General features: G+C 56.1%; 15 protein-coding genes and 1 tRNA gene. 6 read left to right on the forward strand and 10 right to left on the reverse strand.

The window, feature by feature from the left end; translation table 11 throughout:
* Complete coding sequence (locus ABNF92_RS00515; protein ID WP_349343125.1) at positions 1-648, forward strand: multidrug transporter; 648 nt, start codon at positions 1-3, stop codon at positions 646-648.
* A gap of 66 nt (positions 649-714) precedes the next feature.
* Here the strand turns inward: ABNF92_RS00515 and ABNF92_RS00520 are convergent, their stop codons facing one another.
* Positions 715-1,029 carry an SCP2 sterol-binding domain-containing protein gene (locus ABNF92_RS00520; RefSeq protein WP_008171697.1) on the reverse strand — a complete coding sequence of 105 codons (315 nt, stop codon included), beginning with the start codon at positions 1,027-1,029 and terminating at the stop codon, positions 715-717.
* A gap of 231 nt (positions 1,030-1,260) precedes the next feature.
* Here ABNF92_RS00520 and sohB point away from each other — a divergent pair, with 231 nt between their 5' ends.
* Together sohB and ABNF92_RS00530 are read left to right on the forward strand one after the other, a co-directional pair.
* Positions 1,261-2,322: a protease SohB gene (sohB, locus tag ABNF92_RS00525; RefSeq protein WP_349343126.1), complete on the forward strand. Its 1,062-nt coding sequence runs from the start codon at positions 1,261-1,263 to the stop codon at positions 2,320-2,322.
* A 23-nt stretch (positions 2,323-2,345) separates the two neighbouring features.
* Positions 2,346-3,344: a YhdH/YhfP family quinone oxidoreductase gene (locus tag ABNF92_RS00530; RefSeq protein WP_349343127.1), complete on the forward strand. Its 999-nt coding sequence runs from the start codon at positions 2,346-2,348 to the stop codon at positions 3,342-3,344.
* 50 nt (positions 3,345-3,394) lie between these two features.
* Here ABNF92_RS00530 and ABNF92_RS00535 read toward each other — a convergent pair whose 3' ends face one another.
* From ABNF92_RS00535 to metH, 4 genes are all read right to left on the reverse strand, one after another.
* Entirely contained in the window at positions 3,395-3,901 is a 507-nt protein-coding gene (locus ABNF92_RS00535; protein ID WP_291908894.1) for a DUF934 domain-containing protein, read from the reverse strand.
* Positions 3,894-5,546 carry a nitrite/sulfite reductase gene (locus tag ABNF92_RS00540; protein WP_349343128.1) on the reverse strand — a complete coding sequence of 551 codons (1,653 nt, stop codon included), beginning with the start codon at positions 5,544-5,546 and terminating at the stop codon, positions 3,894-3,896. Before ABNF92_RS00540 ends, ABNF92_RS00535 begins: the two co-directional genes overlap by 8 nt.
* A gap of 361 nt (positions 5,547-5,907) precedes the next feature.
* The gene (locus tag ABNF92_RS00545) at positions 5,908-6,144 is read right to left on the reverse strand and encodes a DUF2970 domain-containing protein (protein ID WP_349343129.1); all 237 of its coding nucleotides are present in this window, start codon (positions 6,142-6,144) and stop codon (positions 5,908-5,910) included.
* Between the two features lie 33 nt (positions 6,145-6,177).
* Positions 6,178-9,876, reverse strand: a complete 3,699-nt coding sequence (gene metH / locus ABNF92_RS00550) for a methionine synthase (protein WP_349343130.1) — start codon at positions 9,874-9,876, stop codon at positions 6,178-6,180.
* Positions 9,877-10,108: 232 nt separating this feature from the next.
* Between metH and nfuA the strand changes: the two genes are divergently transcribed.
* Together nfuA and ABNF92_RS00560 are read left to right on the forward strand one after the other, a co-directional pair.
* Entirely contained in the window at positions 10,109-10,696 is a 588-nt protein-coding gene (nfuA, locus tag ABNF92_RS00555) for a Fe-S biogenesis protein NfuA (RefSeq protein ID WP_069183573.1), read from the forward strand.
* A 226-nt stretch (positions 10,697-10,922) separates the two neighbouring features.
* On the forward strand, positions 10,923-12,116 hold the full coding sequence (locus ABNF92_RS00560; RefSeq protein ID WP_349343131.1) for a hypothetical protein: 1,194 nt from the start codon (positions 10,923-10,925) through the stop codon (positions 12,114-12,116).
* A 14-nt stretch (positions 12,117-12,130) separates the two neighbouring features.
* Here ABNF92_RS00560 and ABNF92_RS00565 read toward each other — a convergent pair whose 3' ends face one another.
* The 5 genes from ABNF92_RS00565 to ABNF92_RS00585 form a co-directional block, all read right to left on the reverse strand.
* A complete protein-coding gene (locus ABNF92_RS00565; protein ID WP_349343132.1) occupies positions 12,131-12,457 on the reverse strand; it encodes a TusE/DsrC/DsvC family sulfur relay protein in 327 nt (108 codons plus the stop codon).
* A 3-nt stretch (positions 12,458-12,460) separates the two neighbouring features.
* The gene (tusB, locus tag ABNF92_RS00570) at positions 12,461-12,742 is read right to left on the reverse strand and encodes a sulfurtransferase complex subunit TusB (protein WP_136632245.1); all 282 of its coding nucleotides are present in this window, start codon (positions 12,740-12,742) and stop codon (positions 12,461-12,463) included.
* A gap of 3 nt (positions 12,743-12,745) precedes the next feature.
* On the reverse strand, positions 12,746-13,096 hold the full coding sequence (locus ABNF92_RS00575) for a DsrE family protein (protein WP_349343133.1): 351 nt from the start codon (positions 13,094-13,096) through the stop codon (positions 12,746-12,748).
* Positions 13,097-13,098: 2 nt separating this feature from the next.
* Complete coding sequence (gene tusD, locus ABNF92_RS00580) at positions 13,099-13,515, reverse strand: sulfurtransferase complex subunit TusD (protein WP_349343134.1); 417 nt, start codon at positions 13,513-13,515, stop codon at positions 13,099-13,101.
* 102 nt (positions 13,516-13,617) lie between these two features.
* Positions 13,618-14,316 carry a Bax inhibitor-1/YccA family protein gene (locus ABNF92_RS00585; RefSeq protein ID WP_069183578.1) on the reverse strand — a complete coding sequence of 233 codons (699 nt, stop codon included), beginning with the start codon at positions 14,314-14,316 and terminating at the stop codon, positions 13,618-13,620.
* Between the two features lie 211 nt (positions 14,317-14,527).
* Here ABNF92_RS00585 and ABNF92_RS00590 point away from each other — a divergent pair.
* Positions 14,528-14,618 (forward strand) — tRNA-Ser (locus ABNF92_RS00590).
* Positions 14,619-14,699 lie beyond the last annotated feature (81 nt).

Below are 14,699 nucleotides of genomic sequence, written 5' to 3' on the forward strand. Positions count from 1 at the left end.
ATGTCCCATACGCTCGCGACCATTGTCCTTGCCGCTGCAGGCGCGGTGATGGTTATCGCAGGCCTGCTGTTTTTCAGACACCCCGGATGGCTGTTGACCTGGTTGAAGGGTACGTTGGTATTCGGCGTTATCCTGGCCGGGCTTTACGTCCTTGTTATTGCGGTAAACCTCACCAGCTACCAATCGCTGGTCGGCATGCAGACCGTGGCAACCATTTCTACCCAACGTCAGGCCGAGCAAATCTGGGAGGTTTCTCTCCAGGGCCAGAATGACATCGCCGCTATACGGACAATTCAGGGCGACCAGTGGCAGATCGATGCCAGGATTATCCGGATTACCGGCCCTTTCCGATGGCTGGATATTGCTCCCGGCTATCGGCTGGAACGATTGAGCGGGCGTTATACGTCTCTTGAGCAGGAGCGGTCCGCGCCAAGAACAGCCATCGGGCTTTCCGAGGACATCTGGCCGGATCTATGGCAGTGGGATCAGCAGTACAACTTGCCGTTTCTGGAGGCGGTGGACGGCAGCATGACTTTCATGCCGATGCGGGATGAGGCTGTCTTCGAGGTTAAACTTTCCGCCTCGGGCCTGGTGGCCGTTCCGGTGAACGAACAGGCGAGGGCAGCCGTCCAGTTCTGGAACCAATAGAATCCCTGGGCACAAAAAAACCTGCGTCGAAACGCAGGTTTTTTTTACAACGCTTTCCGGGGCCAATCAGCCCATCTTGAACAGTTCGCCTAGCTTGGTTGCCAGCATCATGTCGCCTTCGGCGCGCAGCTGGCCTGCCATGAATGCCTGCATGCCGTCGGTCTCGCCGGAAACGATGCCCTGCAGGGTTTCGGAATTCATGATCAGCGTGACGGAAGGGTCGTCATGGGCGCCTTCGTGCATCTTGCAGGTGCCGTCATTGATGACCAGGTGATAGGTTTTGTCGTCTTCGATGTCGAACTGGAATACCAGGTCCAGGCCTTGAGCTGCGTCTGCGTTGAAATTCTGTTCGAGTTGTTCAAATACCTGAGCTACAGACATTGTTTTACCCTTTTGATGGTTGTCTAGTCATGATCACGACGGCTTGATGTCCCTGGCTGCACGAGCCTGATCGGTTGCCCGGGTAGAGCCGACCTCGCAATCCGACTTTATGGTTAGTGGTCCGGTCTGTCAAGATCGATCGAACGCTTGTTTTAATTTTTTTGCTCTCCTTATCACCATAAATTCGGTAAGTTACACTCTTGCCTTTGTACATTCAGTTGGAGAAGCACTTTGGAGTTCCTGACAGAATACGGTTTGTTTTTGGCCAAGATCGTTACCTTCGTGGTGGCGGCTCTGGTGGTGATCTCTGTCGTCATGTCCGCCGCCCAAAAGGATCGGGGTGATCATGAGGGCGAGGGAGAGCTCAAGATCCGGAAGCTCAATGAGAAATACGAGAAACTGCGTGAAACGATTCAATCCCGGCTGATGTCGGATCAACAACGCAAGCTCTTCCAGAAGGCCCGGAAGAAAGAACAGAAGGCCGAAAAAAAGGCGGCCAAGGCCAAGAAAGATAGCGACGAGCATGAGGACAGTCGCGGCCGAGTTTACGTTCTCGATTTCGATGGCGATATCAAGGCAAGCGACACCGATCCGCTTCGCCGCGCCATTACCGCCGTACTGAGCATCGCCGATCCGGAAAAGGACGAAGTTGTTATCCGCCTGGAAAGCGGTGGCGGACTGGTTCATTCGTATGGTCTGGCTGCCGCCCAGCTGGATCGCATTCGAAGCAAGGGCGTACGCCTCACCGCCTGCGTTGACAAGGTCGCGGCCAGTGGTGGCTACATGATGGCCTGTGTGGCAGACCGGATTGTGGCCTCCCCGTTTGCCATACTTGGCTCCATTGGCGTGGTTGCCCAGCTCCCTAACTTCCACCGTTTCCTGAAGAAAAACGATGTGGACTTCGAAGTGCTGACTGCCGGCGAGCACAAGCGAACCATGACCATTTTCGGTGAAAACACCGATAAAGGCCGTCAGAAATTCCTGGAAGACCTTGAAGACACCCACGGTCTGTTCAAGGAATATGTCAGCGAACGACGGCCGGACCTGGATATCGCTGCAGTTGCCAATGGCGATATCTGGTTTGGCAAGCGGGCCCTGGAGGTAAAGCTGATCGATGAGATCAAAACCTCCGACGAATATCTCATTGAAGCCTGCGACCGCGCAGACGTAGTCTCAGTGGCATACCAGCGCAAACGGAGCCTTCCGGAAAAGCTCGGATTGGCAACCAGTGCGGCGCTTGAACACACTGTCTGGAAAGTACTGGGCGCCTTCCGCAACCAGAAGTTCCAGTAGACCACTGAAAACGGGGAACAACGATGACAACCAATACCGAATTCAAAGCCTGGCGTGTCGAAGAGCAGAACGGAGAGTATGTCGGCGCCGAGAAAACCCTGAGCACCGGTGATCTGCCCGATGGCGAGGTCCTGATCCGGGTCAGCCATTCCTCGCTCAACTACAAGGATGCGCTGTCCGCCTCCGGCAACAAGGGGGTCACCCGTTCTTTCCCCCACACCCCGGGTATCGACGCCGCCGGTGAGGTCGTTGAGTCAGCTACGGGAACGCCGTCTAACGGCAGTCCCGTTATCGTAACGGGCTATGACCTGGGCATGAACACCGACGGTGGCTTTGGCGAATACATCCGCGTTCCTGCCGCCTGGTGCGTCCCCATGCCTGCCGGTTGGAACGCCCGCACCGCCATGATCTATGGCACCGCCGGTCTCACCGCTGGCCTCTGTGTCCAGAAACTCCTGACCATGGGCGCCAAACCGGAGCAGGGTAAGGTTGCCGTTTCAGGTGCCTCCGGTGCCGTTGGCACCGTTGCCGTTGAGCTGCTTTCCAAACTCGGGTTCGAGGTCGTCGCCATCAGTGGTAAGGCCGAGCACGCGGATGATCTCAAGGCCCTGGGTGCCAGCGAAGTGGTGGGTCGTGAGTCCCTAGCGGAAGAAAAGAAACCCCTGGTCAAACCTGTGTTTGCCAACGCGGTGGATACGGTGGGTGGCGGCCCGCTGGCCGAACTGCTCAAACAGATTCAGCCTGGCGGCTCCGTATCCTGCTGTGGCCTTGTCGCGGGACCCGGTCTTCAGACCACGGTACTTCCGTTTATCCTGCGTGGCGTGAATCTGCTGGGTGTGGATTCGGTAGAGATTCCGCTGGCGGAGAAAGAAGCCGTTTGGAAGAAATTCGCAGGGGAGTGGGCGTGTCCTAAAACGGAAGCTTCAGCCAGAGATATTGGCCGGAAGGATCTGGATGGCGCATTGAAGGCGTTTCTAAAAGGTGAGTCGTCCGGGAAGATTGTTCTGGATCACGCCAAGTAATTGGGAGTGAAGAGAGGGGTGAACCCCTCTCTTCATTCTTCCGATCTAAATCAGGAGGCCCGACGGCGGAAGAGAGGCATGTCGGTGTCGGTGGCGGCCTGATAACCCTGGCTGAAGAAGTTCAGGCACCGTGCGGCTTTGTTGATGTCCTTGTCAGCTCGAAGCACATAGGCGTCAAAACCGCAGCGCTTCATGAACTGCAGCTGATCCAATAGCACGTCGCCGATGGCACGCAATTCGTTCACGTAGCCAAAGCGTTCCCGCAGCAAACGGCCAATGCTGTAACCCCGGCCATCACTGAACTTCGGGAAGTTCACCGCAATCACCGGCAGCTCATTTACGTGGCCATTCAGGATCTCCGGCTCGTCGTGGCTGTCAAACCACACGCCGATATCCTGTCTGCCGGTGAAATGCTCGTAACCGGCCAGCCACAGATCCGCCGGGATCAATGCTGGCTGGTCAGCCGGAATGTCCAGTGATTCACCCTCAGCCGGGCGGGGGACCACAACCCAGTTGTCCTGACGGATGGTGCCGTCCGGAGAAATAACGTTAGGCATATACCCGCTCCTTGAAAGGATCAATTCCTACACGACGATAAGTATCCAGGAAGGTCTCTTCTTCCGTGCGCTTATCAACGTAGACATCAATGATTTTGGAAATCACCTTGGGCATCTCGTCCCGGGCGAATGACGGCCCCAGGATCTTGCCAATCGAGGCGTCGTGGTGGGACGAACCGCCAAGGCTGATCTGGTAGAACTCTTCACCCTTCTTGTCGACGCCAAGAACTCCGATGTTGCCGACATGATGGTGGCCGCAGGCATTCATGCAGCCGGAGATGTTCAGATCAATGTTGCCCAGGTCGTACAGGTAGTCCAGATCATCGAACTGCCGCTGGATGGCTTCGGCTACCGGGATAGACTTGGCATTAGCCAGCGCGCAGTAGTCGCCGCCGGGGCAGCAGATGACGTCCGTCAGGGTGTTCAGGTTCGCGGTGCCGAAACCCATCGGAGTAATGGCCTGCCACAACTCTAAAAGGCGGTCCTGGCGCACATCTGCCAGCACCACATTCTGCTGGTGGGTTACCCGGACTTCGCCAAAACTGAATTCGTCCGCCAGATCGGCAATCTGCTCCAGTTGTTTGTCGCTGACATCCCCCGGGGGTGTACCGGTCTTTTTCATGGTCAGGGTGACAATGGCGTAGCCCGGCTTTTTGTGGGTATCCACATTGTGGGTCAGCCACTGATCGAAGCCCCGGTTCTCAAAGCGCTGGCTGGCCAGCAGGTCTGTGGCATTATCCAGCGCGGCGTAATCCGGCTCGGTAAAGTAAGCCTGGATGCGTTGAATCGCCTCCCGTGTCAGCCGGGTAGGGGAATCCTTGATGTGCTGCCACTCGGCTTCCACCTTCTCGGCGAAGCCTTCGGGAGTGAGCGCCTTCACCAGAATCTTGATCCGGGCCTTGAATTTGTTGTCGCGACGACCGTAGCGGTTATAAACCCGTAGCACGGCCTCGAGGTAGGTCAGCAGATCCAGTTCCGGAAGGAACTCACGGATAACCGGGCCAACCATGGGTGTCCGACCCAGGCCGCCACCAACATGAACACGGAAGCCGAGTTCGCCAGCCTCATTACGCACCATCTGCAAGCCGATATCGTGCACCTGAATGGCGGCGCGATCGGTATTCTCGGAGGCATTTACGGCAACCTTGAACTTTCGCGGCAGGAAGGCGAATTCCGGGTGAAACGTGGACCACTGGCGAATGATTTCGCAATAGGGACGCGGATCCGCGATTTCATCGGACTGAACACCGGAGAACTGGTCTGTGGTGGTGTTACGAATGCAGTTGCCGCTGGTCTGGTTGGCATGCATTTCCACCTCGGCGAGTTCCGCAAGAATATCCGGAACGTCTTCCAGGGCCGGCCAGTTAAGCTGAACGTTCTGGCGGGTGGTGAAGTGCGCATAGCCTTTATCGTAGTCCCGGGTAATCCGGGCAAGTCGGCGAAGCTGGTCCGAACGCATCATGCCGTAGGGAACACAGATCCTGAGCATGGGGGCAAGACGCTGAACGTACAGGCCGTTCTGCAGGCGAAGGGGAAGAAACTCGTCTTCTGCCAACTCACCGGCCAGAGCCCTTTCGGTCTGGTCACGGAACTGGGCAACCCTCTCGGCAGCCATTTGCCGATCGTGTTCATCGTATACGTACATAGTGGGAAGATCCTGCTTGAAAGCGACATATCGAGGCCGACGGCCTTATATCTGGGGGGGAGGATAACAGCGGGTTTTTATTCTTAAAATGATTATTTCAAAATATGTTTATCGATTCAGGCGATAAGCAAGCGGAACAATGGACTGGACGAATATCAATTAACTGCTTAACTTAATAAAGTCAGCCGGGCCGATGTGCCGGGCTGTGGGAAAACAAGAAAAACACGAGACCCAACTCGGAAAGAGGAACAGACATGAAAAAGACCGTACGCTCAGATAGTCAGGCCGATGCCGTTGCCGCCGTTCTGCTGGTGGTGCTTGCCGTTGCGTTCGCCGTCGTCTGGGTGGCTGGCCAGTAATCTTACTGGCTCGCCAGGACCAGATTCACGATAACGATCAGGCCAACCACAAAGCTGGCTGTGAACAGAATGCCGGCGATGATATAGGGCCAGGGGCTATGGCTTGAGAAGTCCTCTTCCCGGCGCTTGTCGGACTGTACCCCGAAAGCGCCGGCCAGAATGCTTTGCATGACTTTCAAAACGCCGGGCCCGCGCTGCTTCTCTTGATCCTTTCTTTCTGCCTTTGAAGACTTCGTCATACATCCGCCCCTGGTCTGTGCGTTGGCCGAAGTTTATTCTGCCGGATCGTACGCCAGGCTTGGCGCTAGCCAGCGCTCTGCTTCGGCCTTGGAAATGCCTTTGCGTTCAGCATAGTCCTCAACCTGGTCAACGCCAATTTTGCCTACTGCAAAGTATTTGGATTCCGGATGTGCAAAGTACCAGCCGGATACGGCCGCAGTCGGGAACATGGCGAAATGCTCAGTCAGTTCAATACCTGCCGTGTCACTGGCTTCAAGCAGGTTGAACAGGGTTGCCTTTTCGGTGTGGTCCGGGCACGCCGGATAGCCCGGTGCAGGCCGTATCCCGCGGTACCTTTCCTTGATCAGGTCTTCATTGGCCAGCTTTTCATCGGCCGCGTAGCCCCAGAACTCCTGTCGGACCCGTTCGTGCATGCGTTCCGCGAACGCTTCCGCCAGTCGGTCGGCCAACGCCTTCACCATAATGGCGTTGTAATCATCGTTGGCCTCTTTGAATTCCAGTGAGAACTCTTCCGCGCCAATGCCTGTGGTCACAGCGAAACCGCCGACGTAGTCCAAAGTACCAGAGCCCTCAGGCGCAACGAAATCAGACAGTGCCATCATAGGTTTGCCGGGTGCCTTTTCATCCTGCTGACGGAGGTGGTGCAGGGTGGTCAGCTCCTCTCCGCACGACTCGTCTGTGTACAGAACAATATCGTCGCCCCGACGGTTGGCTGGCCAGAAACCAATAACGCCACGGGCCTGGACTCGTTTTTCGTCAATCATCCGGTGAAGAATCTTCTGGGCATCGTCGAACAGATGGCGAGCCGCCTCGCCGCGTTTCGGATCATCAAAGATGGCCGGGTACTTGCCGGAAATGTCCCAGGACAGGAAGAACGGTGTCCAGTCGATGTAATCCACCAGCTCAGTGAGGTCATATTCCTCGAATACCCGGATACCGGTGAATGCCGGCTTGGGAGGCTGGTAGCCTTCGAAGGAGATTTCCGGGGCGCGGTCGCGGGCTTCTTTCAAAGAGACCAGCTTGGTCCGGTCGCCGCGGTTTTTCCGGCGTTCACGAATCTCGTCGTATTCGGTGCGGGCCGCTTCGACAAATTCCGGCTTTGCAGTCTTGCTGAGAAGCTGGGATGCCACGTTCACGCAGCGGGATGCATCCGACACGTACAGGGCAATGTCATTTTTGTACTGGGGCTCGATTTTCACCGCAGTGTGAGCCTTCGATGTTGTCGCACCGCCGATCATCAATGGGATATTGAAATCCAGACGTTGCATCTCACGGGCCACGTGGACCATCTCGTCCAGGGACGGCGTGATCAGGCCGCTCAGGCCAATAAGGTCGACATCATGCTCTTTGGCGGCCGCGAGGATCTTGTCGCAGGGCACCATCACGCCCAGGTCAATCACCTCGTAGTTGTTGCACTGGAGCACAACGCCCACGATGTTCTTGCCAATGTCGTGGACATCGCCTTTCACCGTGGCCATGAGGATCTTGCCCTTGGCTTTCTGGTCTTCGGTCTTTTCTGCCTCAATGTAGGGAATCAGATGCGCGACGGCCTGCTTCATCACCCGGGCGCTCTTGACCACCTGGGGCAGGAACATCTTGCCGTCGCCGAAGAGATCACCGACCACGTTCATGCCGTCCATCAGCGGCCCTTCGATTACCTCGATGGGGTGGCTGGCGTTTAAACGACAGGCTTCGGTGTCCTCGACGATATAGGTTGTGATTCCTTTCACCAGGGCGTGTTCGAGGCGCTTTTCGACAGGCCATTCACGCCAGGCGAGGTCTTCTTCCTGGGTTTTGCCGCCTTTACCTTTGTAGCGTTCGGCAATCTCGAGCAGGCGGTCGGTGGCATCATCGCGCCGGTTCAGGACAACGTCTTCTACCAGCTCCTTGAGCTCCGGATCAATTTCATCATAGATCACCAGCTGGCCGGGGTTAACGATACCCATGTTCATGCCGGCCTTGATGGCGTGGTACAGGAACACCGAGTGGATGGCTTCCCGGACCACGTCATTGCCCCGGAACGAGAAAGAAACGTTGCTCACGCCGCCGGAAATCGAAGCGTGGGGCAGGTTTTCCCGGATCCAGCGGGTGGCGTTGATGAAGTCCACCGCGTAGTTGTTGTGCTCTTCGATGCCGGTGGCAATGGCGAAGATGTTGGGGTCGAAGATGATATCCGCCGGGTTGAAGCCAATACCGGTCAGTACATCATAAGAGCGTTTGCAGATTTCTGTCTTGCGTTCGTAGGTGTCGGCCTGGCCCTGTTCGTCAAAGGCCATTACCACCACTGCGGCGCCATAGCGCATGCAGTCCCTGGCCCGCTTTATGAACTCTTCTTCGCCTTCCTTGAGACTGATGGAATTCACCACGGCCTTGCCCTGGATGCAGCGCAGGCCTGCTTCGATCACATCCCACTTGGAGGAGTCGATCATGATCGGTACCCGCGAGATATCCGGCTCGGAGGCAACCAGGTTCAGGAAGGTAACCATCACCTCCTTGGACTCCAGCATGCCCTCATCCATATTGATATCGATGATCTGTGCACCGTTCTCAACCTGGTCCCGGGCAACGCTGAGAGCTTCTTCGTACTGTTCTTCCTTGATCAGACGCAGGAAACGCTTGGACCCGGTGACGTTGGTTCGCTCCCCCACGTTAATGAACAGAACATTGTCGTCCCCGGTAAACGGCTCGAGGCCAGACAGGCGTAACGCCTTCGGGCGTTCGGGAATCTTCCGGGGTGGGTATTTGGCCACCGCCTGGGCAATCGCTTCAATGTGGTCCGGTCGCGAACCGCAGCAGCCGCCGATGATGTTCAGGAAGCCATCACGGGCAAAGCCTTCGATAATCTCGGCCATTTCCTCGGGGGTCTGGTCGTATTCGCCAAACTCGTTGGGAAGACCGGCGTTCGGGTGCGCGCTGACGTAGGTTTCAGCCTTGTCAGATAGCTCCTCCACGTACGGACGTAAAGCGTCTGCACCCAGCGCACAGTTAAGGCCTACTGAAATAGGTTTGGCGTGTGCTACCGAGTTCCAGAAGGCTTCGGTGGTCTGGCCGGAAAGGGTCCGACCGGAGGCATCGGTGATCGTGCCGGAAATCATGATCGGCAGGGTGATGCCACTGTCCTCAAAGTATTGCTGCGTGGCGTAGATCGCCGCCTTGGCGTTCAGGGTGTCGAATATGGTTTCGATCAGGATGAGGTCGCAACCACCCTCGGCCAGTCCTTCGACAGCTTCATAATAGTTGTCGACCAGGGTCTGAAAATCGACGTTCCGGTAGCCCGGGTTGTTCACGTCCGGTGAAATGGACGCGGTGCGCGATGTGGGCCCGACGGCGCCAGCCACAAAACGGGGCTTGTCCGGATTTTTGGCGGTGTATTCGTCTGCAATCTCACGGGCCAGCCTGGCAGCGGCCACGTTCAGTTCCTTGGCAATTGCCTCCAGTCCGTAATCTGCCTGGGACAGTTGGGTGGAGTTAAAGGTGTTGGTTTCGATAATATCTGCGCCGGCATCCAGGTAATCCGCATGAATATTGCGGAGCAGGGCAGGCTGGGTCAGGTTAAGAAGATCATTGTTACCCTGGACTTCCCGATCATAGTCGGCAAACCGATCACCACGGAACGCCTTCTCGTCCAGCTTGAGATTCTGGATCATGGTGCCCATGCCGCCATCAAGGATCACAATGCGTTCCTGCAGGGCCTTATGGAGCTGGTCGAGACGGGTGGTGCGATCGGTCATAGAAGTACTTCCGGATGTCGTTAATAACGCAGTATTAATGTCAATGGCGCGGGATCATAGCAAAAATGCCTGAGCCCGTCTTAGTACGAATGACGATTATCAACTGCCTTCTGCAAATACCTGCCAATACGGGAAATTGATTACCTTCGTAAAGCCCGACTATTTTACTTGGTCTTTCATGTTCCCGCGAACTCCCTTAAAATAAACTCAAACTTTCAAACGGGTTGAAAACATGGCTCAGGTTACTGTGACAGATCCCGCACGGGACTATCTTGCACAACTTATCGAAAAACAGGATGTGGAAGGCATGGGTGTGCGTATATTCGTTACCCAGCCCGGCACCAAGAACGCCGAGACCTGTCTGGCCTACTGCCCACCCAACGAAGTTGTACCGACGGACGAGCAGGTGGATCTGGACAAGTTCATCCTTTATCTGGACCACAATTCCGTTCCGTTCCTTGAAGAAGCGTACGTGGATTACTCCAAAGACCAGATGGGTGGCCAGCTCACCATCAAGGCACCGAACGCAAAGGTGCCGAAGATTGATGACGATGCGCCGCTTCCGGACCGGGTGAATTACATTCTGGCTTCCGAAATCAATCCCAACCTGGCAGCTCATGGCGGCGAGGTGTCTCTGGTAGAGATCGTTGATGAATCAGTGGCGGTGTTGCGTTTTGGTGGCGGCTGCCAGGGTTGCTCTGCAGTCAGTCTGACCCTTAAACAGGGCGTAGAGACCACCCTTCGGGAGCGTGTTCCGGAAATCACTGCCGTAAGGGATGTGACCGACCACTCTTACACTGAAAACGCCTACTACCAGTAAGCGCCAAGATCTTTTCTTGCCCGTGGACCGCGCCCTCAGGGCGCGGCGCCCACTCAAGACTGCCGCAGTACCCTCATCTCCCTGGCTACACGGCCAATGTTGTGACATTTCAATTACTTCATCATTCGTCACATACACGGAAACATCAGGCATGTACCATCCTGACTGCCTGTTAACAGCATTATCACCGGCTTGAACGGATTACACTCTTACACCGGGGTCAAACTTGTACGACGTTGCGCTTCTGTCTGTGCCACTCATGGCGGCCGTTGTTGGTTGGCTGACCAACTGGCTTGCCATCCAGATGTCCTTTTACCCGGTTCAGTTCATCGGCGTGGGCCTGGTGGGCTGGCAGGGGGTTATTCCCCGCAAGGCGGAAAAGATGGCGCACATCTGCATCGACAGGACCCTCCAGCAGTTCGGCGACCTCAACGCCGTCTATCAGAAGCTCGAACCCCAGCGCATCGTTGAGCAGGTTGTTTCCCAGGTCACACCCAGAATGGATGAGTACATTGATGAAGTCATGTACGAGATTCAGCCGGTCCTCTGGGACAATCTACCCCTGTTTCTGAGGAATCGGATTTACCAGTGGGCACGGGAGCAATTGCCGTCCCGGGTGGAGGAGCTGGTCGAGGACTTTGGCGATGATCTGGATGAGCTGGTGGATCTCAAGGCGTTGCTCAGCCGGGAACTGGAGAAGCAGCCTGATATGATGAACCGGATCTTCCAGCAAGCCGGGGCGGTGGAACTCCAGTCCGTGATCAACCGTGGCGCGATTATCGGCGGCATCCTAGGGGCAGTCCTCGTGCCTTTGTGGACCCATTATCCAGAACCCTGGCTGTTGCCCCTCGGGGGCTTTGTGGTCGGGTTCGTAACCAACTGGATTGCGATCAACCTGATCTTCTCCCCGCTCAGGCCGCGCCGGTTTCTGTTCTGGAAAATCCAGGGACTGTTTCTGCGCAGGCAACCAGAGATCAGCGATGTCTGGGCAAAGTTGGTGGCCGAAGAACTGATCACGGTTGAGAAAGTTGCCGATGCCATGATCAATGGCAGCCAGGGCGACAGGACCCGGGCGATCATCCAGAAACATCTTCGCCCCTTGCTGGACAATTCCGTCATCATGAAACTGACAGCGCAGGTGACCATGGGCATGACGGGTTACACCGAACTGCAACGGGTGATGAACCAGAAGGCGGTTCTGGCCACCGGAGATGTCTTTAGCGACCCCGCGTTTAACCGGGAGAGGGCGCCGGTGGTGGCGGAAGTGTTGTCGGGGCAGATGAAGGCACTGAAACCGGATGAATTCCAGGACATTCTTCGCCCGGCGTTCAGGGAAGAGGAACTCCAACTGATGCTCGTGGGCGGTATTTTCGGTGCCCTGGCAGGGCTGCTTCAGTTCCTATCCTTTGTCGGTATGTGAGCTGCTGCGCGGCGCTACAGGCAATTGGTGGGGCGGGGAAGCCCGGCTATCCGGCAGGCGGTCTTGGCTGGAGTTCCGGGAAACAGTTGCATCAGATAAATGCTGTTGCCCCTGTCCTCGCCCAAGGCCTCTTTGACCGCTTTCACGAACAGGCGGTTCGAGGGTGGCGATATTTCATGTTCCTTATAAAAAGACCGCAAAAACTCTATGATTTCCCAATGTTTTTCGGTCAACTCCATTCCGTCCTCAGCGGCTATGGTAGCCGCGACATCTTCCGTCCAGTCTCGGGCGTCTTCAAGAAAACCTTCGTTATTTCGTGCCGGCATTGTGGTATTGGTCATGGCTTACCAACTGATTACCCGTTGTGCTTGAACTGACAGCGAAACCATCTCCGCGTAATCCACAGCGCTGACGTTACCTGCCAGATTGGCCAGTCCCCGGGCATCGAGGTCCTGCGTGAGTGCAAATACCCTGCTGATCCCAGGCAGATTATCCGTTGCAAGAAGTAGAACGCCCCCGCCGATCAGCAAGAGGCAATCTTCCTCAGCGACCATCTCAAGGCAGCGGGTTGCACGCGGGTGGTCCGGAGACTTGTTCAGAATGTGCAATGTCTGGATGGCAGTCATGGATCAACCTGCGAAAGCGGTGTGGTCATAGGCGGCAAGTAGGGCGGCGTCTGCATTTACCAGAGTTACGCCCTCAATGAGCGAGTTCTCATCCAGTCCGTAGGTGCGGCATGCGGCGCGATCCGCCAGGATGGCTTCTATACCGAAAATAGGCGCAGCCGCGAGATTCTTGTCCACTGACTTCTGGCCAATGCCTCCGGCTTCCTGGCCCTTTTTTAACCAGTTGACGCCAGCTCCGGTGAATAGGAGTGACGCCGCTTGGTCAAAAGCTGCCAGCGAAAACGCCATATCCAGTGCTTCCCGCCCGCTCCAGGTGCCGTAAGGAGCCTGGTCAATCATGATCAGAGTGCTCACGGTCAGTCTCCAGCGTGAAAGTAGAGAGTTCGGGTGGACTTTATCCGTCCTTCGACCCATTCGCCGAGCCCTGCGATTTCAAACGGGGCGCGCAGATTGGATGCGGGCAACTCGTAGCGTTTCTGCTCGGTTTCGTTTACCAGCCCACGACGCAGCGCAGAGGCAATGCAGGCAACACCGGGAATGCTGTGCTCGGCGAGAAACTGCGACCACGCCTCGGGCCAGTGGGTTTCGTCCGATGGCGGTGCGCACAGTGCTGACGCAAGATGCACGCCATCCCCGTAGAGAAAAACCCGGTCGATGCGATGCCCGGCGTTAACGGCAGCCTGAGCAAAGCCAAGGGCGGTCTGGGGCGCCTGGGACGAGTAGGGTGCGCCGGTAATTACCAAGGTGAAGCTTTCAGAAGCAGTTTCGGCCATATTTCCTGTGTGTTCCTGATCTGTCGTTCAGGGCTTTCAGTTTACCGAAAGCAAAAACCCCGGCAACTGCCGGGGTTTCGAGCCAGCTTAATCAGTCTGGCATCAATCTTCGCCGCTGAACGCAGACAGCAAGTGCAGCAGGCTGACGAACAGGTTGTAGATGGATACATACAGTCCAACGGTGGCAATCACGTAGTTGCGCTCTCCACCTTTGATGATCTGGCTGGTTTCAAACAGGATCATGATGGAGGCGAAAATAGTGAAGCCAGCAGACACTGCCAGATGCAGAGCAGAGCTCTCCATCAGGAAGGCCAGCAGCATGGCGCCGATCAATACGAAGGCACCAGCGGTCAGGAAGCTCGACATGAAGCTGAAGTCTTTTTTGGTAATGATTGCCGTGGCAGACAGGCCAACAAAGGCGACAGCCGTCAGTGTCAGAGCCTGGGCAACAATCTGGGAAGCGCCGGCGGCTACGAATGCGCCGATGATCGGGCCCAGGGTGTAACCCATGAAGCCGGTCAGCGCGAACGTGGTCACGATGCCCCACGGGCTGTTCTTCAACTTATAGGTTGCGAACAGCAGGCCAATGTATCCCACAATGGTGATCAGGAAGCCCGGATGGGTTCCGTTCATGTTCAGGAATGCGGTGAGCGCCGAGAAGGCGAGGGTCATGCCCAGGAGCATGTAGGTGTTGCGCAACACCTTCATCGCGTCATCGCTGATACCAGTGGTCGCGCGCTCGGTCTGGGGAGTCGAATAGGCTCCCTGAGAGTTCTGAACGCCGAATCGTCTGTCTTCCATTGTCATCTCCGTTTATAACGACTGGATACTGTGTCCCATAATAGTGTCAGATACGCAACTTTCAATCATTTACGACAGGAAACCGGCTCCCGGATTCCATTAAAAACCGTTAATGTTGAAAAATACGGCGGGTTTTATGCAGAGCGTTGACAGCACAGGCAATTCCGGTATCATGCACACCGCTGTCGCAATGGCGGCGAATGGAAAAACCGGTGGGCTGGCAGAGTGGCTGAATGCAGCGGTCTTGAAAACCGCCGAAGGTTAGTAGCCTTCCCGGGGTTCGAATCCCTGGCCCACCGCCATTTTTCCTTCTATCCCTTGTCTCCCCGAAGAACTCTTTAGCACCAATTCCCCACGGATCGTCGTGTTTATCCCTACTTGGT

Source organism: Marinobacter sp. MMG032, from assembly GCF_040112695.1.
Classification (GTDB): domain Bacteria; phylum Pseudomonadota; class Gammaproteobacteria; order Pseudomonadales; family Oleiphilaceae; genus Marinobacter; species Marinobacter salsuginis.